Source organism: Blautia sp. JLR.GB0024, from assembly GCF_037000545.1.
Taxonomy (GTDB): Bacteria; Bacillota; Clostridia; order Lachnospirales; family Lachnospiraceae; genus Blautia; species Blautia celeris.
Window position 1 is genome coordinate 140,850 of record NZ_JBANBF010000009.1, and the last position, 18,819, is coordinate 159,668.

At 47.0% G+C, this 18,819-nt stretch carries 15 protein-coding genes; 5 read left to right on the forward strand and 10 right to left on the reverse strand.

Annotation, left to right across the window (positions count from 1 at the left end):
* Positions 1-11 precede the first annotated feature (11 nt).
* The 4 genes from V8Q34_RS19170 to V8Q34_RS19185 all read right to left on the reverse strand — a co-directional run bounded on the left by V8Q34_RS19170 (position 12) and on the right by V8Q34_RS19185 (position 7,153).
* Entirely contained in the window at positions 12-3,056 is a 3,045-nt protein-coding gene (locus V8Q34_RS19170) for an SrtB-anchored collagen-binding adhesin (protein WP_335836142.1), read from the reverse strand.
* A 242-nt stretch (positions 3,057-3,298) separates the two neighbouring features.
* A complete protein-coding gene (gene rlmD / locus V8Q34_RS19175; RefSeq protein ID WP_335836143.1) occupies positions 3,299-4,666 on the reverse strand; it encodes a 23S rRNA (uracil(1939)-C(5))-methyltransferase RlmD in 1,368 nt (455 codons plus the stop codon).
* A 117-nt stretch (positions 4,667-4,783) separates the two neighbouring features.
* A complete protein-coding gene (locus V8Q34_RS19180; RefSeq protein WP_103732993.1) occupies positions 4,784-5,734 on the reverse strand; it encodes a 3'-5' exoribonuclease YhaM family protein in 951 nt (316 codons plus the stop codon).
* Positions 5,735-5,809: 75 nt separating this feature from the next.
* The gene (locus V8Q34_RS19185; RefSeq protein ID WP_335836144.1) at positions 5,810-7,153 is read right to left on the reverse strand and encodes a S1C family serine protease; all 1,344 of its coding nucleotides are present in this window, start codon (positions 7,151-7,153) and stop codon (positions 5,810-5,812) included.
* Positions 7,154-7,377: 224 nt separating this feature from the next.
* On the opposite strand from V8Q34_RS19185, the gene V8Q34_RS19190 reads away from it, so the two are divergent.
* The 5 genes from V8Q34_RS19190 to V8Q34_RS19210 all read left to right on the forward strand — a co-directional run bounded on the left by V8Q34_RS19190 (position 7,378) and on the right by V8Q34_RS19210 (position 13,622).
* A complete protein-coding gene (locus V8Q34_RS19190) occupies positions 7,378-9,756 on the forward strand; it encodes an endonuclease MutS2 (RefSeq protein ID WP_227211834.1) in 2,379 nt (792 codons plus the stop codon).
* A 17-nt stretch (positions 9,757-9,773) separates the two neighbouring features.
* The gene (locus tag V8Q34_RS19195; RefSeq protein ID WP_018592951.1) at positions 9,774-10,478 is read left to right on the forward strand and encodes a response regulator transcription factor; all 705 of its coding nucleotides are present in this window, start codon (positions 9,774-9,776) and stop codon (positions 10,476-10,478) included.
* Positions 10,475-11,896 carry a sensor histidine kinase gene (locus V8Q34_RS19200; RefSeq protein WP_103732984.1) on the forward strand — a complete coding sequence of 474 codons (1,422 nt, stop codon included), beginning with the start codon at positions 10,475-10,477 and terminating at the stop codon, positions 11,894-11,896. The genes V8Q34_RS19195 and V8Q34_RS19200 overlap by 4 nt, the downstream gene beginning before the upstream one ends.
* Before the next feature lie 89 nt (positions 11,897-11,985).
* The gene (locus V8Q34_RS19205) at positions 11,986-12,660 is read left to right on the forward strand and encodes a helix-turn-helix domain-containing protein (protein ID WP_335836145.1); all 675 of its coding nucleotides are present in this window, start codon (positions 11,986-11,988) and stop codon (positions 12,658-12,660) included.
* Positions 12,661-12,692: 32 nt separating this feature from the next.
* The gene (locus tag V8Q34_RS19210; RefSeq protein WP_244807376.1) at positions 12,693-13,622 is read left to right on the forward strand and encodes an IS3 family transposase; all 930 of its coding nucleotides are present in this window, start codon (positions 12,693-12,695) and stop codon (positions 13,620-13,622) included.
* 150 nt (positions 13,623-13,772) lie between these two features.
* Here V8Q34_RS19210 and V8Q34_RS19215 read toward each other — a convergent pair whose 3' ends face one another.
* The 6 genes from V8Q34_RS19215 to V8Q34_RS19240 form a co-directional block, all read right to left on the reverse strand.
* On the reverse strand, positions 13,773-14,273 hold the full coding sequence (locus tag V8Q34_RS19215) for a tRNA (cytidine(34)-2'-O)-methyltransferase (protein WP_033143110.1): 501 nt from the start codon (positions 14,271-14,273) through the stop codon (positions 13,773-13,775).
* Positions 14,274-14,324: 51 nt separating this feature from the next.
* Positions 14,325-15,314: an AIR synthase family protein gene (locus tag V8Q34_RS19220; protein WP_335836146.1), complete on the reverse strand. Its 990-nt coding sequence runs from the start codon at positions 15,312-15,314 to the stop codon at positions 14,325-14,327.
* Between the two features lie 136 nt (positions 15,315-15,450).
* Complete coding sequence (locus V8Q34_RS19225; RefSeq protein ID WP_227244941.1) at positions 15,451-16,161, reverse strand: 3'-5' exonuclease; 711 nt, start codon at positions 16,159-16,161, stop codon at positions 15,451-15,453.
* Positions 16,162-16,166: 5 nt separating this feature from the next.
* A complete protein-coding gene (gene nth / locus V8Q34_RS19230; RefSeq protein ID WP_335836147.1) occupies positions 16,167-16,814 on the reverse strand; it encodes an endonuclease III in 648 nt (215 codons plus the stop codon).
* Entirely contained in the window at positions 16,783-18,579 is a 1,797-nt protein-coding gene (locus V8Q34_RS19235; RefSeq protein WP_335836148.1) for a B12-binding domain-containing radical SAM protein, read from the reverse strand. Before V8Q34_RS19235 ends, nth begins: the two co-directional genes overlap by 32 nt.
* On the reverse strand, positions 18,576-18,743 hold the full coding sequence (locus tag V8Q34_RS19240) for a FeoB-associated Cys-rich membrane protein (protein ID WP_103731636.1): 168 nt from the start codon (positions 18,741-18,743) through the stop codon (positions 18,576-18,578). The genes V8Q34_RS19235 and V8Q34_RS19240 overlap by 4 nt, the downstream gene beginning before the upstream one ends.
* Positions 18,744-18,819: the final 76 nt, after the last annotated feature.

Consider the following 18,819-nt stretch of genomic DNA (forward strand, 5'->3'; position numbering starts at 1 on the left):
CCGTTACCGCCTTATGATTTCTTCATTTTACGGCGTTTGTAGAAGAAGATACCTGCCAGTCCAGCACCAGAAGTCATAAGAAGTGCAAGCAGTCCGTAAAGGTTTGTGTTATCGCCCGTTTTGGGACTGTCGCTCGGTCTGCTCGGCTTTTCTGGTGTCTGTGGTGTTTCGGGTTTCTCTGGTTCTTCTGGCTTTTCCTTAAAGGTAATCGTCTGTCCCTTATCCTCAATGTCCTTATGCTCGGTAACTTTCTTCGGCTCATCTGGATTGCTGAAGTCGTACAATTCTTCAAAAGTTACAAGCTGTTTACCGTCCAGAGAAGTAGCGTCAAAGGTAAAGGCAACTTCTACTTTCATTGTTTCGCTGTCAGCGATAAACGTATAATCACTTTCCACACGCTTTCCATTGATAAGAAGCTCTGCATTTTCTTCTTTCAACATCTGCCAGCCTACAAGTTTATACTGTGTACCGACTTCTAAGCCCTCTAAGGTTACGGTATCAATGATTGTTACCTCTTTTCCTGCTTCAAGCTCTTTGTTGCCGTCTTTGTCGGTAGCAGTCGTATGAATTTTGATGATACGCTCTGTGATTAAAACAGTCTGCCCGTCGTCCTCAATGTCTTTATGTTCCGCAACTTTCACGGGTTCGTCTGGATTGCTCAAATCATACAATTCTTCAAAGGTAACAAGGTTCTTGCTACCTAAAGCAGACGCATTGAATGTATAGGAAATTTCCACTTTCATTTCTTCCTCATCAGCGACAAAGGTATCATCGTTTTCCACACGTTTCCCGTCAATGATAAGCTCGGCATTTTCTTCTTTTAACATCTGCCAGCCTTTGAGCTGGTATTTTGTGCCTTTGGTAAGTCCGTCTAATTTGACCGTATCAACAATCGTAACCTCTTTTCCTGCAAGGATAGTCTTTTCGCCGTCTTTGCTGGTTGCTGTGGTATGGATAGAGATTTCTTTTTCGTATTCATCAGTTAAAGTCCCTAAATCAATCACAAGATTATTTCTTGATACTACGATTTCAAAAGGTGGGATAAGTTCAAAGCCTTTGTTACTATCACATTTCAATTCTTCAATGATGTAAGTATCATAAAGCAATGCACCTTTGCTGTCGTCTGGTTCAGAAGTTCCAAACCACACACCGTCCTCGCTGGTCTTGCCTGCGTTGGTATTGTGTTTATGAGAAGCCCAGTCAGCAGAAGTGGAGAACTGCCCGTTATCGTCAGTTACCACGATATGACTTTCTCCCGTCGTCTTGCTTGTGATCCTAAAGGGAACATCAGCAAGACGCTTGTGTGTGCCTGCACCGATTTTTACGCCCTCAATATCGCCACGCTTAATCTGATTGTAGATAGAATGGGCTTCGTCGGTTAAGTCCACGATTTTTCCATTTTCTGTGATTGCAAAATCAATCGGCTTCGCACCGTCTGTCAAATATCCGTTTGGAGCTTCGCTCTCAACGATACGGAAGTTTCCATAAGGTAAGAGGTCAGAAGAAGTAGAAGCAACACCCTCAAGGTCTGTACGGATTGTTTTTACTACTTCATTTTTCTTATAGAGCTTTCCCTCAACCAATACCGCATTATCATTTAAGGAAATAATGTCAAAGGCAGTATCTTTTAAAGTGGCACTTCCTTGTGGTTTGGTATCGCCCGTTTCTAAATCTCGCTTCTGAATTTTCACACCGCCACGGATAACCTTATCTGATACGGAAAACTGATTACTTCCAGTTAATACGGCAAGGTCGCCGTCCTCGGTAATCTGTGTTACGTATAAGCCTTTTATCTGTTCAGACTTATCGCCAGCCTGCATATATGCACCGTCAAGCAAATAGCCGTTTGGAGCTTTTGTTTCTTCTACGGTTAGCGTTCCAAGTGGAAGAACCGCCTTGCCATCCTGCATATAGAAGCTGTCGCCAGATACCTTGTATGCGTCCGCTAATTTTGTGAGGTAGTAGGTTGTCCCGTCGCTGTCTGTTTCAGCGATTGTCTTTGTAACCCATGTACGAGTAGCTTCGGCAGGGAGATTGTCTTTGTTATAGAAGCCTGCATAATACTTCCATGTAAATTCCGCACCTGCTAAAGAAGCGTTCCCCTGCGGATTGTCTTTTTGTGTTTCCATATCAATCTTGAAAAGCTCAATCAAAGTGTCTGTTACTTTTGGTGTATCTGATACGTTCAAGGTCGCTGTTTTGCCAGCTTTTATTGTAAATGGATAGACTGTTTTATCCACTTTATATCCTACTGGTGCAGATATTTCCTTGATATAGACTGTGCCAACTGTTACCTCTGCAACATCTGTATTTCCGTTTTCATCAGTCGTAAGGGTGGCAAGCTGTTTTGTGCAATTCTTATCAGCAAAGACACCATAGGTCGCACCAGCGATAGAGTAGTTTCCGTTACTGTCTGTAATGCTGGTATTACTGGAAGTCTTTTTAAGTTTCGCATTTCCGACATTTAATTTCGCCCAGAATTGTCCCAATTCCTGCCCCTCGCCAGAGTAGATATAACCGCCACATTCATAGCGTCCTTTATTTTCTTTGACAAAGGCTCTAGCACCAGAGAAAACTTCATCCTGCGTTGCCTTTGAAATTTCATCATAAGAAGCTCTCACGTTATCGCATTGCCAGCCAAGATGTACGCTCAATCTCTGCCAGACAACAAGTTGTCTTAAAAGGTAGGCGTGATTGTTGCTTATTCCGCTGTGGCTGTCTGTGTACTGTTTCACATATTCGATAGATAAGGCAACGTCACTTATCTGGTCGGCACTCATACGGGTGCTTGCGTCAGTTCTGGTCTTGTAGCCGTTCCTAAAATCTGTGTTAATGTCGATACAGTAAGCGTCCTCGCCCTCAACGGTCAAATGCCCCTCATTAAAGGTAGAACCAATCGAACCGTCATTCATTACTTTTTCAACGATACCGACACGCTCTTTTGACTCCGTCCAGTATTGCTTGCTTTCTGCATGAACGGGTGTCGTCGGTAAAGCAGTAACGACAGTTGCAAGAGCTAAGAAGCCCGTACACAATCGTTTTAACATCTTTTTCATAAATCTAATGCTCCTTTCATTTTGGGTAAAAAAATAGACGCTCATTTCTGAACGTCTTACATTGAAAAGGGATACTTTTTAACAAGTACCCCTAAAGTTTAGTATTTAATTGTTTGTGTTCCCACACTCTATATCAACAACTACTGAAACATTGATATAGTTTTTTATCTCTTTATTTCTGATTTTATCGCCCTCGCTCGTAAAGACGATATGCTTGAAAAAGTGCCTAAAATTAAGGATTTCTACATAGTTCGTCTTTGTAGCAACACACAAGTCTCCACATGCACTGAAGCCGGAAACATATCACAAACCGCCACCCTCTCAAGCCGATACTCCTCACTGCACAAAATCTTCAGATCTCTTGCCAGTGTAGAGGAATCGCAGCTCACATACACGATCCGCTCCGGTCTCATAGCCAGCATGGTTGACAGCAGTTCCTCATCGCAGCCTTTCCTTGGAGGGTCCACCACGATAACATCCGCATAAATCCCCTTCTCTTTATATTCCCTAGGCAGAACCTCCTCTGCTTTCCCCACATAAAACTCTGCATTTTCGATTCCGTTCAGCTCTGCATTTTTCTCTGCATCCTCTATGGCCGCCGGAACGATCTCCACACCGTACACCTGCTTAGCCTTCTGTGCCAGAAAAAGGGAAATGGTCCCAATCCCGCAGTACAGGTCCCAGACTGTCTCATTTCCCGTAAGGCCTGCGTATGCAAGCGCTGTCTCATACAGCTTCACAGTCTGCACCGGATTGACCTGGTAAAAGGAGAGGGGGGAAATCTGGTATTTTACATTACCGATGTAGTCCGTAATATATCCCTGTCCCCACAGCGGAAGTATCTTCTCCCCTAAGATCACATTGCTGCGCTTCTTGTTCACATTGGCCGTAATGCTGGTCATTCCCGGAATTTTTACAAGCCGCTCAATGAGTCTGTCCTTTTTCGGAAGGCTGTCCCCGTTGATGATCAGACATACCATGATCTCCTTTGTGGTAAAACCATAACGGATCAGTGCATGGCGGACAAGACCTTTCCCGGTCTCCTCATGGTAAGGCTCCACATGGTTCTCTTCCATATATTCTATGATAAGGTTTAATATCTCCTCATTTTCCTCCACTCCCAGATAACAGTTTCTGTTTGGGATAATCGCATGGGTCCTGCCTGCGTAGAAGCCTGTCACAATGTTGCCGTCTTTGTCCTTTCCAAAGGGAAACTGGGCCTTATTCCTATATCTCCAGGGATTCTCCATTCCCATTACCTTTTCTATGGAAAAATCCCGGAAGCCTCCGATACGGCGCAGGTTGCCTTCCACCTTGTTTTTCTTGAATTCCAACTGTTTTTCATAGCTGAGAAACTGAAGCTGACATCCCCCGCATGCCCTGGCCTTCGGGCATTTTGGTTCGGTGCGGTCAGGAGATGGGACCAGGACGTTCATGAGGCGGGCAAATCCATAATTCTTTTTTGTCTTCATGATCTTGGCTTCCACCTCGTCACCGATCACCGCGTCTTTGATAAAAAGGGTATACCCGTCTGCTTTTCCAATGCCGGAACCGTCATGGCTCATGTCTTCTATTTTCACTGTGACAATATCATTTTTCTTAAATTCCATCTCTCTCTTCCTTCCATCCGAAAACTTTTCACTGTCTGCTTTCGTCCAAAAAGGGAGTGGCTTCTGCCTTATGGCTGACTGCCGCTCCCCTTTTTCTACCTAAATATTCTGTTCCTGTTATTCTTCACAGCCGCTTTTTCTCAAATTGGACTCAAACAGCCGGTTATATCCCAGCCATTCCTTATTTTCCCCTGCTGCACGGAAGATTTCCGTCAATGTCTCCATCTTGGCATCCGTATTATCCGCAAGGTTCAGTGCCACTGCCTCTGCAAGCGCAGGTTTTTTCGGTGATCCATATTCCAGTTCGCCGTGGTGGGCCAGAATACAGTGTTTCAGCTCGCTCTCCAGCTTCTCCGGAAATCCCGGGATTTCCCGGGCTTTATCATGGATCATCTCGGCTCCGATCATAATGTGTCCCAGAAGCTGTCCGTCATCCGTATAGTCATTCATGGGAAACGGGCTGAGTTCTTTGGTCTTGCCGATATCATGAAGCATGGCTGCTGTGATCAGCAGGTCTTCATTGAGAATGGGATATGTACTGCAGTAATAGCTGCAGAGCTTCACTACACTCAGAGTATGCTCCAAAAGTCCACCGATAAATCCATGATGCACGGTTTTTGCAGCGGAATTCCCCTTGAATGCCCTGATAAACGCCTCATCTTCCGCAAAAAAGCTGTGCAGAAGACGGGAAAGATAAATATTCTTCACCCGGCTTACGAAATTCAGAAGCTCGCCATACATGGCCTCCACGCTTTTATCACTGACCGGAAGATAATTTCCCGGCTCGTATTCTCCCTCAGATGCCTTGCGGGCCCGCTTGATGCTCACCTGCAGAGATCCCTGGAAGCTGGTCACATCTCCCACAACATCCACATAGTCCAAGGTATCAAAATCATCAATCCCCAGCGAATTAGGGTCCCAGATCTTTGCGTCTATGGTGCCTGTCTTGTCCTGTAAAATCACATTTTCATAGGGTTTTCCGTTTTTTGTGACTGCCGGCTGCTTATGTTTGCACAGATAAATCCCCGCTAACTTTTCGCCTTCGTGCAGTTCATTGATAAATCTCATATTTCAACCACCGGCGCGGTAAAATGCATGCCGCTGCCGGTTCTGTGTGTCTGTTTCACACAGAATCCTTTCTTTTTATAATGCCCCCAAAGTCACTTCAAAAGTAACTTCCACATAGCCTTCGGTTCCCTGGCGCATTGCCTTGACTTCTATGACAGAACCGGCTTTACAGGATTTTAGCTGCTGCTGATAGCCTTTTACTGTCTCCACCTTTTCTTTGTTGACCTCCACGATCACATCCGCATTGCGGATATCGGCCTGCATGGCCGGTGAATCTATCTCCACACCTTCTACGAAGACACCTTTGGGGATGCCTTTCTTCTCGGAAATCTCTGAGGTGATCGTCTGCCCGGTGACTCCCATATAAACGATATCCTTATTGTTGGACAGATTTTCAATCAGATCCTTTGTCTGGGATATGGACAGACCGGTGATGATATTCTTTGTATCGGCCTTGGCGAAAGACTGGGCTATCACACCCACAACTTCCCCTTTCAGATTCACAAGAATCCCGCTTCCGTCTCCGCTCCCCACAATATCGGTTGTGAGAATGCCGTACTCCGCGTCCACTTTAGACACAGAATTGGTGGTCGAAGTCACCACTCCATAAGCTATAGAATCACTATACCCCATCGGGCTTCCAATTGCAATAACAGGTTCTCCCTGATTTAATCCGTATGAATTGCCCAGAGGCGCTGTTATGATCTTTTCCTTTGTCTCTGCTGAGATGTCGGACACGGGAACCTTCAGGATGGCAAATCCCGTATTCTTATCCGCTTTCTGGAACCTGGCATCCACCACGCTCCCATCGCAGAATACCACCTGTATCCGGTCCACATTTTCCACGATTCTGTACTCTGTGAGTATAAACATCTCCTGCCCGTTATCCGCAACGATCAGACCTGATATCTGGTTTTCATAAGGTGTCTGAAACCAGTCTTCATCCTTCTTGCTGCCGATCACCGTCACCATGGCCTTCTTTGGCTCTTCCGCCTGCTTCAGAATCTCTGTGTACAGGTTCTTGTAATCATCCAGTGTGATCTCCCTGGATTCCGCCTGGGCTGCCTGGCTGTCCTCAGCGGATTCATCTGCTGTCTGCTGCTCTGACTGCCCATTGTCCTGGGGATTCTGCTCCTCCTGGGTTCCCGGCTCTTCGTCTCCCGGAATGTTTACATAGGGAACCTCTTTGCTCTGTACGTTTTTCTCTATCTTGGGTTCCACATAGGCAAATGTCAGCGCAGCCGCAAGGCCGAAAAGAACCCCTCCGGCTGCAAGAAAGCCGGCGTGCCTGGCCAGCTTTTTTTTATCAATAGGGCGCTCTTTGATTGTCTCTTTCAGGAACTCGTAATTATCTGCTCCGGTGTCCTGTTCCTGCTTTTCATCCTCGTGCCTTAAATCTTCTTTTTTTTCATCATCCATAACACATCTCCTGCCGCTCTGTAAAAGATGCCATAAACTTTTAATTATTTTACCAGATATATGTGAACAATTTATGAAGAAGGCCAAAATTATTTCCTGCTGCCCTCAAAAAGTCCCTTTTCTTTCCGCCCGATATGCGTTAGAATAAGAGTATCTGTATCATGGCGAAATTATGCCGTGACAGAACCGGACATATTAATCAGATACTTAAAAAGGTGAATTTTATGAATGAAAAAGCATTACGAACTCTGGAATATTATAAAATCATAGAACAGCTGGAGAGCTTTGCCACCTGCTCCATGGGAAAGGCACTCTGCCGGGAACTGACTCCTCTGGATGAGATCGGTAAGATTGAGGTCATGCAGCAGGAAACCGCAGATGCTCTGGCCCGTATCTATCAGAAGGGCAGCCTGTCTTTCGGCGGAGTGAAGGATGTCCGCGGCTCTCTGAAACGCCTGGAAGTGGGAAGTACCTTAGGCGCCGGCGAACTGCTGGCCATCTGCTCTCTTCTGGAAAATACAAACCGTGCCAAAGCCTACTCCAGAAAAGAGAATGAGGACGAGCGCACAGACTCCCTGGACGGCATGTTTGAGGTTTTACAGCCTCTGACTCCTCTGTCTGCAGAGATCCGGCGCTGTATTCTCTCCGAGGAGGAGATTGCTGATGACGCAAGTCCCGGACTGCGCCAGGTGCGCCGCTCCATGAAAAATACCAATGACAAGATCCACAGCCAGTTAAATTCCATTGTAAACGGCGGTTCCCGCTCCTATCTCCAGGATGCGGTGATCACCATGCGCAACGGCCGCTACTGTATTCCTGTAAAGGCAGAGCACAAAGGCCAGGTGCCCGGCATGATCCATGACCAGTCCTCCACCGGCTCCACCATTTTCGTGGAACCCATGGCGGTTGTAAAGCTAAACAACGACCTGAGGGAACTGGAAATAAAAGAACAGCAGGAAATTGAGATCGTGCTGTCAAACTTAAGCGAACTGGCTGCCGGGAATCTGGAACTTATAGATGACAACCTGAAAATTATGGTGGAACTGGATTTCATCTTTGCCCGCGCCCTGCTGGCCAAATCCCAAAATGCCTCAGAACCGGTATTTAACCGGGAGGGAATCATTGATATCAAGAAGGCCCGCCACCCGCTTATCGAAAAGCATCAGGTGGTTCCCATCGATGTGCGCCTGGGCGAATCCTTTGATCTGCTGGTAGTCACAGGTCCAAACACGGGTGGTAAAACCGTCTCCTTAAAGACCGTCGGATTATTGACCCTGATGGGACAGTCAGGCCTCCATATACCTGCCTTTGATAATTCCCGTCTCAGCGTTTTCAAGGAAGTTTACGCGGATATCGGGGATGAACAGAGCATTGAGCAGAGCCTCAGTACCTTCTCCTCCCACATGACCAATGTGGTGCATTTTATCGAAAAAGCGGATAAAGATTCCCTGGTGCTCTTTGATGAGCTGGGCGCCGGCACAGACCCCACAGAGGGCGCGGCTCTGGCAATTGCCATTCTCTCCTCCCTCCATGACCGCGGTGTGCGCGTTATGGCAACCACCCACTACAGTGAATTAAAGGTTTATGCCCTCTCCACCCCCGGCGTGGAGAATGCTTCCTGTGAATTTGATGTGGAGACCCTGCGTCCCACTTACCGCCTGCTCATAGGTGTTCCCGGAAAGAGCAACGCATTTGCCATTTCAGGCAAGCTGGGACTGCCGGAATATATCATTGACCGTGCCAGAGAACAGATCAGCCAGGAGGACGAATCCTTTGAGGATGTACTGACCAGCCTGGAACAGAGCCGCATCACCATTGAGACTGAGCGGGAAGAGATTGCCTCCTACAAAAAGGAGATCAAGGCCCTCAAAGCCCAGTTAGAGGAAAAACAGGATAAACTGGAACAGCGGAAAGAGCGCATCCTGGCGGAGGCCAATGAGGAGGCACACCGTGTTCTTCGGGAAGCCAAGGAATACGCTGACCAGACTATGAAAGTCTTCAATAAAGCCGGAAAGGAAACCCTCTCCGCAAAAGAACTGGAACAGAGACGCTCCGAACTGCGTAAAAAAATGGATTCCGCAGGCAAAAAGGTGGCGCTTAAGACACCTCCCAAAAAAGCATCCACGCTCCGCCCCCAGGATCTGTCCCTGGGCGATTCCGTCAAGGTTCTGAGTATGAATGTAAAGGGAACCGTAAGCTCCAAGCCCGATGCCAAGGGCATGCTCTTTGTACAGATGGGCATCCTGCGCTCCAGGGTACACATTTCCGATCTGCAGCTTCTGGACGAACCGGTCATCACCGGCCCGGCACTTTCGAGAACAGGCGCCGGCAAGATAAAGATGAACAAATCCGCCTCAGTCAGCACAGAGATCAATCTGCTCGGCAAGACCGTGGACGAAGCTGTGGCTGAGCTGGACAAATACCTGGATGACGCATACCTGGCACATTTAAACAGTGTCCGCGTTGTCCACGGCAAGGGCACAGGCGCCCTGCGGAAAGGCATCCACAACTACCTCAAACGCCTGAAATATGTAAAGGACTATCATCTGGCTGAATTCGGCGAAGGGGACGCCGGAGTCACCATCGTAGAATTCAAGAAATAAACCATAGGGGGTATATCATGGCTGCGAAACAGAAAATACTGATCGTTGACGACGACAACAACATTGCAGAGCTTATCTCTCTGTACCTCACCAAGGAATGCTTTGACACCATGATTGTCAATGACGGTGAGGAGGCGCTGAAGGCATTTGCCTCCTTCGGCCCTAACCTCATTTTACTGGATTTAATGCTTCCCGGCATGGATGGCTATCAGGTCTGCCGGGAAATCCGCCACAAATCCAATGTTCCTATCATTATGCTCTCCGCAAAAGGGGAGATCTTCGACAAGGTCCTGGGACTGGAACTGGGCGCGGATGACTATATGATCAAACCCTTTGACTCCAAGGAACTGGTTGCAAGGGTGAAGGCTGTCCTCCGCCGCTACCAGCCTACTGTGGCTCCGGGAAACCAGCCCTCAGGCAAATACGTGGAGTATCCTGACCTGGCTATCAACCTGACCAACTATTCTGTTGTATATTACGGAAAACAGGTGGATATGCCGCCAAAAGAACTGGAGCTTCTGTATTTCCTGGCTGCCTCCCCCAATCAGGTCTTTACAAGGGAACAGCTCCTGGACCATATCTGGGGATATGAGTATATCGGGGACACAAGAACCGTGGACGTACATATCAAACGTCTGAGGGAAAAAATAAAGGACCACCCCGCCTGGTCCATCAGCACCGTATGGGGTATCGGCTATAAATTCGAGGTCAAAAACGGATGAAAAAATCGCTTTATATCAAGTTTGTGGCATTCTTCCTGATTCTGGGGTTTATCGGTTTCTTCACAGTTTCCATGATAGGCCCCTCCATGGTGGAGAACCATCTGGAGGATGTCTACAGCGGAGATTTATACCGGGAGGCTTCCTCCATCGCAGAGAACAGAGCCTCCAAATACTATCAGGAACAGGCGACTCTGGACAGCGTTGCCATGAACCTGAAAACCCTGTCCATCTATCAGGATGCGGAGATCTGGCTGATCAGTCCACAGGGTGAGATTCTCCTGAGTACATCCGATGATTTTTCTGAGGATGAGACCAGGACCATAGAGCATTTTAATCCCGGGCACTCCAGCGGCTCCTACTACCAGATCGGCTGTTTTTATGACCAGTTTGCAGAGGATCATCTGAGTGTCATGGTACCTGTCACCTGGAAAATGTCCATTCAGGGATATGTGGCCATGCATCTTCCCATGTCCATTCTGCAGGAGCAGGAGAACGATGTGATGAATATTATCTATCTTCTGATCCTGATCCTACTTCTGATCATGCTGCTCATGCTGGCTGTATTTTCCTTCATGGTCTACCGCCCGCTGAAGAAGATCATCGCAGGAGCTGATCAGTTTGCCTCCGGTAACCTGAAGCACAATATCCCGGTGTACACAAGGGATGAGATGGGCTATCTGGCTCTGACCCTGAATTACATGTCCGATGAGCTTGACAAGACAGGGGAATACCAGCGAAAATTTGTCTCCAATGTATCCCATGACTTCCGCTCCCCCCTGACTTCCATCAAAGGTTACACGGAAGCCATCCTGGACGGCACGATTCCGCCTGAGCTTCAGAATAAATATCTGAACATCGTGGTGTACGAGACAGACCGCCTGTACAAACTGACCCAGAGCCTCCTCACCCTGAACGACATGGACGAAAAGGGCAGAATGCTGGAATATACAAACTTTGATATCAACAATACCATCAAGACTACCGCCGCCGCCTTTGAGGGCATCTGCCGTGAAAAACGCATTTCCATTGAACTGCTGCTCACCGGGCAGACCCTGTATGTATCCGCGGATATGGGTAAAATACAGCAGGTTCTCTACAACCTGATAGACAATGCCAGCAAATTCAGCCCGCCGGATTCCATCATCAAGGTGGAGACCACCATAAAGCATGAGACCGTATTTGTCTCTGTCAAGGACTCGGGCTGCGGCATACCCAAAAGCAGCCTCCCAAAAATCTGGGACCGTTTCTACAAGACAGATCCTTCAAGAGGAAAAGACAGAAAAGGCACTGGTCTTGGGCTCTCCATTGTGAAGGAGATCATCAACTCCCACAACCAGCACATCAATGTCATAAGCACAGAAGGTGTGGGTACGGAATTTATCTTCACCCTCTCCAAAGGGACAGAAAATAAAAATTAAAAAACGGCAGACAGCCGGAACCGGGTTTTGATATGATACCTCTTAAGTAGACAATGGAAATAACCAAAAGCTACTTAGGAGGTATTTTTATGTCCAAATCACCACATACAGTAGAATTCCGTGCAAAGGTTTCACGGGAGTACCTTGATGGGAGTTCCTATCCTTTTCTGTCAGAAAAATATAACATTGGGAAAACAACGCTGCAGCAATGGGTAGCCAAATACAGGCTTTATGGAATCTCCGCATTTTTCAAGGTTTCCGGAAACTCCTCTTATTCGTCAGATTTTAAAAAGATGTGCGCAGAGGCTGTCCTGTCAGGACAAGGGAGCGTAGACGATATTGTTGCCAGATATAATATCTCTTCAAGGGCGGTACTCAGAGGCTGGATTATGCGTTATAATGCCAATAGAGAACTTAAGGATTATAATCCTAAAAGGGAGGTCTATATGGCAGAAGCAAGAAGAAAAACAACTATTGAGGAACGCAGAGAAATTGTTGAATACTGTATAAATCACGAACGTAATTACAAAGATACTGCATCCTTGTATGATGTATCTTACAACCAGGTTTATTCTTGGGTAAAGAAATATGATGCTAATGGAAATGATGCATTAATAGATAAACGAGGTCATCATAAAACGGATGATGAGGTTGATGAATTAGAACGCTTGCGGCGTGAAAATCTTAGATTAAAGAGTCAACTGAAAGAAAAGGATATGCTGACAGAACTGTTAAAAAAAGTGAAAGAATTCGAAAGGATGTGAGGCTAGGAAAACTAAGATATGATTCCAGATTTATGGCAATAAAGTTCTTTTATGAAAACAAGCATTGGAGCCTTAACTGGATGTGTAAACAACTGGAAATATCACGAGCTGCGTATTACAAATGGCTTCATCGTGAAATTCCTGAGCATGAACTCAAAAACATAGAACTTGCGGAGCTAATTAAAGAGTATGATGAACGATTTGATCACATCTTGGGATATCGTAGAATGACTTCGTGGATTAATCACTTTAATCATACGAACTACAGCAAAAAACGTGTGCATAGAATCATGCAAAAACTTGATATCCATGCAGTAATCCGAAAGAAAAAGAAAACATATAGATCTTCTACACCTGATGAAACGGCTGAAAATAAACTTGGAAGAGATTTTTATGCAGATGCACCTAATAAGAAATGGACAACAGATGTAACAGAATTCAAAGTACCAGGTACACAGAAGAAACTCTATTTAAGTGCCATTCTGGATTTGTACGACAGATATCCAGTTTCACATGTCATAAGTTGCAGAAATGATAATCATCTGGTATTTAAAACATTTGAAAAAGCAATCGAAGCCAATCCAGATGCTAAGCCACTTTTTCACTCAGACAGAGGGTTTCAATATACCAGTAAAGTGTTTAAAAGAAAACTTATAGAACAGGAAATGGAACAATCTATGTCAAGAGTTGGACATTGTATTGATAACGGACCTACAGAGGGGTTTTGGGGCATTATAAAAGCTGAAATGTATCAAATGTATGAGATCACAGAGGAAGCTTCTTTAAGGCATGCAATAAATGATTACATACGATTTTATTCAACAAAACGACCACAAGATAGATATCATTGTAAAACACCTTTGGAAGTAAGAAATGAAGCGCTACAGTCTGAGATAATTCAGGAATATCCAATTCCTACGAATAAGAGAATTGAGAAATATAAAGAGAAATGGTGTGCATAGAAAAACGACCACACAAATCTGTGTGATCGTTCATCTGCATTTCATTTTAGATATTTAACCTGTCTACTTGACAGGGGGCATATCATTTTTGGCCGGTACCGTCTGTCTGCCGTCTTCTGTTTTCTCACCGTTTTTCACGGAATATTCTATTTACTTCCAGTCATACTTTGTCAGATGCCCTTCTAACTGCATATGGTCAAAGTGATTCTGCCGCAGCGCCTCATACAGCACAATGGCAACAGAATTGGCCAGATTCAGGGAACGGATATTACCGATCATGGGGATACGGATCGCTGTCTCCTGGTTGTCCAGAAGAATCTCCTCCGGAATACCGGCACTTTCCTTGCCGAACATAATGTAACAGTCCTCCTCATAACGGACATCCACATACGTCTGAGGGCCTTTTGTTGTAGCCATGTAAATTTTCGCCCCGGGATTGCGCTCCAGAAAGTCCTGATAGTTAATATAAGTGGTCACATCCAGGTCCTTCCAGTAATCCATTCCCGCACGTCTGATCGCCTTCTCATTCAATTTAAATCCCAAAGGCTCGATCAGATGCAGCCTGGTGCCTGTGGCCACACAGGTTCTTCCGATATTCCCTGTATTTGCCGGGATCTCCGGCTCAAAAAGTACAATGTTTAATTTTGCCATATCATTACGCCTCTTTTTTCCAGAACCTTATTTCAGCCGGCCTGCGGATTTTTATCCAAGATATATTTTATAGAGCTCATCGCTCTGGGGTTTGTCCAGGTATCTGGTATCCTCGCCGTTTCTGAGAATCCTGTCATTACTGTCTGTGACTTTTCCCACAACTGCAGCGTGAATTCCCGCCTGTTCCAGCTTTCTGACCAGACCGAATCCGTCATCTGTTGTGATCAGCATAGAACCGCTGGACATGAGTATATAGGGATTCAGACCCAGTGCCTCGCACACCTCCACAGTCTCCTGCCGGATGGGTATCTTCTTCAGATCAATATCAAGACCTGTGCCTGAGCCGCTGCCCATCTCCCAGAGTGCGCCGAACACGCCGCCCTCCGTAATATCATGCATGGCTGATACACCCCATGCCTTAGCAATTTTTGCCTCCGGTACCACGGAGAGATACCGGTCAAACCTCTTTGCTGTCTCCACAAAAGAAGGTGCAAAGCGCTCCAGCAGCTTCTTCTCTTTCTCTTTTGCCGCAATGGATGTGCCCTCCAGACCGATCCATTTCGTTATGACAACATCCTGTCCCGGTTTGGCGGCGGAGGTTGTAAGAACCTCCTCTTTTTTTATCCTGCCCACACCTGTGATGGAAATGAGCGGCTGCTTCACCACATCCGTGATCTCTGTGTGTCCCCCCATAACCTCGATATTCAGCTCTTCACAGGCTGACTCCAGGCCGCGCATCATCTCTTTTAACTGTGCCTCCTCTGTCTCGGGAGTCAGAAGAATGGTCACCATGATCCCCAGAGGCTCTGCCCCTGAAGCTGCCAGGTCATTGGCTGTGATATGCACGCTGTGGCTGCCCATATCCTTGATGGTACCGGTGATGGGGTCGGAGGAGAATACCAGCACATCCCCTTTGGCCGGCTCCAGGACTGCGCAGTCCTGGCCAACCGCAGGACCAACCAGGACCTCCGGCCTTCTATGTTGTACTTCTTTTAAAACGGAACGGATCAGCACCGGTTCCGGTAATTTTCCTATCTTCATGTTTCCTGTCCTCTCTGTCTGTCAGCTTAAAAAGGACAATGCCATGGGAAGTACCATAGCCAGAACCAGAATTCCCGCCACAATGCCTGCTACCACGCGCTTTACCTTATTATTGTTCATATTCATCATTGTCATATCACCTCATAATCTTTCCATAAGACCCTAAAATGGTATCTATCAGTCGGGAGGCTTCATTTTTAGTCAGGCTCTCCACTTCTGTGCTAAGCTCTATTCTATGATATTTTACTAATTCCTGCAAGTGGCGTTTTTGTGCCGGTGTGGCCGGCCCCTGCTTTTTCACCTTATAATTCAGTATTTTCGGCGCAAAAAGCTCCGAATTCTCCTCACCGTATTCGCTTTTCAGTCTCCGGTAGAGAAGATGTGCCGTCAGCGCGTCATCCAGAGCCCTGTGGGCATTTTCCTGTGGTATTTCATAGTGGAGCCGGAGGCTTTGGAGACTGCGGCTCGGAAGATCTGCAAGCAGCACCCTGGAAATCTTCAGAGTATCAATTCCCTCTTTTTCAAAAGTAAATCCGTTATTGACTGCGCTGTGTTTTATAAAGCTGTAGTCAAACATGATATTATGGCCCAGAAGCGGCAGCTCCCCGCAGAATGCCACAAGCCCCGGGACCGCGTCCTTTATCTTCGGCATGCCCTTTACCATATCCTGCGTGATTCCGGTCAGCTCTGTGATCCTCCCGGGAATCACCCTTTCCGGATCAATGAGAGTGCTGTAACTGTCCACAACCACTCCGTTTACCACCCTGGCGGCACCTATTTCCAGTATTCTGTCCGATTTTGGGGACAGGCCTGTGGTCTCCAAATCCAGAGCTATATATGCATCCATATCGTCTATTTCCTTTTCTTTTTTTGCCGCTCCCTGTATTCCCTGCAGTAATCTGTCAGAAAGCATTCCTCACACTTTGGATTCCTGGCAAAGCATATCTGCCGGCCGAAGGTGATGATCTGTATATTGTAGAGAATCCAGTGGTCCTTTGGCAGAACCTTCATAAGCTCCATCTCAATCTTCTCCGGGTCTTCCTCTTTTGTGAATCCCAGACGTTTGGAAATACGTTTTACATGAGTATCCACCACTACGCTGGGTTCGTGGAAAATATTTCCCCGGATCACATTGGCCGTCTTGCGCCCCACTCCCGGAAGCTGTACCAGATCCTCCAGCGCACTGGGCACTTCTCCCCCATACTTTTCACAGATCATCTGCGCACATCCTATAATATTCTTTGCCTTGTTGTGATAGAATCCCGTAGGCTTAATATCCTGCTCCAGTTCCTTCAGATCCGCATCGGCAAACGCCTGCATATTGGGGTATTTTACAAATAAATCCCTGGTCACTATATTCACCCTGGCATCTGTGCACTGGGCACTGAGCATGGTGGCGATCAGAAGCTGGCCCGGATTTTCATGGTTCAGATAACATTTATATTCTGTTGTATAGACTTCATCCAGTTTAGCAAGTATCTCTTTTGTCCTTTTTGTCATAATCTTCTCCCTGACAGTCAATTCCTGATTCCAGATTCACAGCACACATGGCGGCGTCATACGTCAGCGGGTTCCGTCTCCGGTAGTCAAAAAGTACCGGGAATTCCCCTCTCTTCTTTTCACCGCCCAGTATATCATAGTGAAACACTTCCAAATGTGTCATTTTCATAGTCTGCCTGGCCTGATACCCCTTGTAGTCAGCAAGCAGCACGGGATTTTCTTCCTCTTCTCTGTAAAACGCCTGCAGCCGCTTCTTATATGGTGCCATATCACAGGCCCAGGACGGCCTGGTCTTCAAATTCTCCCTTGCATACAGATCAAACAGCATCAGTTCCCGGAAATACTCCGTATCCGCCTGCTGCCTCTCCTCCAGATATTCCAGCAGGATTTCATACCTCCGTATCCGTGTATGAGAGATTCCCTGGTATCCCTTCTCATCGTAAAAATCTGCCAGCGCTTCATACATGGAAAATGCATCCGGAAACAGTTCTTCCATGGCTTTTACCGTGCGGATAAACTGACCGCTGTTGTAATAGACCTCCACCATCTCTTCCACACCCTTCAGCCTCAGCACATCCCCGTAGGAAATCCAGTTTGTCTTAAGGACCTCATAGGGTTCTGCCTCCTGGTAGACACATCCATAGGCCTCTGCCATCTCATGCATATAAGACCCTTTCAGCACCTTCAGAAATCCAAGCTGAAGCTGCTGGGGTCTGAGGTCGTAGACCTGCCCAAAGGAACGGCGGAAGCTCTCGTAATCTTCATAGGGAAGACCCGCGATCAGGTCCAGATGCTGGTGTACATTTCCGCCCTTCTGCACCTTCCTGACCGTTTCCGCTATCTTGTCAAAGCTGGTTTTTCTTCTGATCTCCCTGATTGTTCTCTCATTGGTAGACTGCACTCCGATTTCCAACTGAATCAGACCCGGCCGCATGGAGGCGATCAGGCTGATCTCCTCCTCCGTCAATAAATCGGCGGCGATCTCAAAATGAAAATTCGTCACGCCGTTGTCATGGTCCCTGATATATGTCCAGACTGCCATTGCATGCTCTTTTTTGCAGTTAAATGTCCGGTCCACGAACTTCACCTGCGGCACCTTTTCATCCAGGAAAAACTGCAGCTCATCAAGCACCAGGTCCAAACTTCTGAACCGCAGTTTCTTGTCAATGGATGACAGGCAGTAGCTGCAGGAAAAGGGACACCCTCTGCTGCTCTCATAGTAAATGATCTTGTGTGAGAACAGAGCCATATCCCCATAGGGAAATACCAGCCTGTCCATATCCATAATGGGTCTGGAAGGCGTTCGCACAATCTGCCCTTTCTGTCTGCAGACAAGCCCCCGGATGGCAGCAGGCCCGCTGTTTTCCTTCTCTGTTCTCTTTTCGTAGTAAGAGGCCAGTTCCAGAAAGGTCTCCTCCCCTTCCCCGCACATGACACCGCAGGCCCAGGGACAGCGCTCTAAAAATGCCTCCGCGTCGTAGGAGACCTCAGGTCCGCCCACCCAGATATCTGTCTCCGGAAGTATTTTCCTGATATCTCCCATAATGTCTTCCACAAAGGAGATATTCCAGATATAGCAGGAGACACACAGCACCTCCGGCTTCTGCCTGTACACGCCACGCAGGATCTCATCCTTCTGCTGATTGATGGTATACTCCGCAATCTCCGCCCGGATACCATGCCGGGCAGCATAGGACTGCAGGCTGTACACAGCCAGATTGGAATGTATATATTTGGCATTGACTGCCATCAATAAAATCTTCATTTCTCATCTCCGTTCTTCTTCTGCCCGCCGCAGCCCCTGCCGCACTCCCTGCAGTTTCCGCCGCAGCCGCAGAATTTCCCGTTTTTTATATCCTTGACTTTTTTCCGGATCACAAACCCGGCATAGACTGCCACCGCAGCGGCAAGTATTATGGTCACTGCCATATTTCCTCCTGTTCCAAAAGAGGTGCCGCACACTTAAGCCTCCTGCGAAGCCCGGTACCGCACCCCTACTATATAT

What these genes read in the sequence shown, in the direction of transcription:
- V8Q34_RS19225 (WP_227244941.1), bottom strand. Translation starts at nt 16,161, where the DNA reads ATGGATGCATATATAGCTCTGGATTTGGAGACCACAGGCCTGTCCCCA.
- V8Q34_RS19215 (WP_033143110.1), bottom strand. Translation starts at nt 14,273, where the DNA reads ATGGCAAAATTAAACATTGTACTTTTTGAGCCGGAGATCCCGGCAAAT.
- V8Q34_RS19210 (WP_244807376.1), top strand. Translation starts at nt 12,693, where the DNA reads ATGGCAATAAAGTTCTTTTATGAAAACAAGCATTGGAGCCTTAACTGG.
- V8Q34_RS19235 (WP_335836148.1), bottom strand. Translation starts at nt 18,579, where the DNA reads ATGAAGATTTTATTGATGGCAGTCAATGCCAAATATATACATTCCAAT.
- V8Q34_RS19220 (WP_335836146.1), bottom strand. Translation starts at nt 15,314, where the DNA reads ATGAAGATAGGAAAATTACCGGAACCGGTGCTGATCCGTTCCGTTTTA.
- V8Q34_RS19185 (WP_335836144.1), bottom strand. Translation starts at nt 7,153, where the DNA reads ATGGATGATGAAAAAAAAGAAGATTTAAGGCACGAGGATGAAAAGCAG.
- V8Q34_RS19180 (WP_103732993.1), bottom strand. Translation starts at nt 5,734, where the DNA reads ATGAGATTTATCAATGAACTGCACGAAGGCGAAAAGTTAGCGGGGATT.
- V8Q34_RS19195 (WP_018592951.1), top strand. Translation starts at nt 9,774, where the DNA reads ATGGCTGCGAAACAGAAAATACTGATCGTTGACGACGACAACAACATT.
- V8Q34_RS19200 (WP_103732984.1), top strand. Translation starts at nt 10,475, where the DNA reads ATGAAAAAATCGCTTTATATCAAGTTTGTGGCATTCTTCCTGATTCTG.
- V8Q34_RS19240 (WP_103731636.1), bottom strand. Translation starts at nt 18,743, where the DNA reads ATGGCAGTGACCATAATACTTGCCGCTGCGGTGGCAGTCTATGCCGGG.
- rlmD (WP_335836143.1), bottom strand. Translation starts at nt 4,666, where the DNA reads ATGGAATTTAAGAAAAATGATATTGTCACAGTGAAAATAGAAGACATG.
- V8Q34_RS19170 (WP_335836142.1), bottom strand. Translation starts at nt 3,056, where the DNA reads ATGAAAAAGATGTTAAAACGATTGTGTACGGGCTTCTTAGCTCTTGCA.
- nth (WP_335836147.1), bottom strand. Translation starts at nt 16,814, where the DNA reads ATGACAAAAAGGACAAAAGAGATACTTGCTAAACTGGATGAAGTCTAT.
- V8Q34_RS19190 (WP_227211834.1), top strand. Translation starts at nt 7,378, where the DNA reads ATGAATGAAAAAGCATTACGAACTCTGGAATATTATAAAATCATAGAA.
- V8Q34_RS19205 (WP_335836145.1), top strand. Translation starts at nt 11,986, where the DNA reads ATGTCCAAATCACCACATACAGTAGAATTCCGTGCAAAGGTTTCACGG.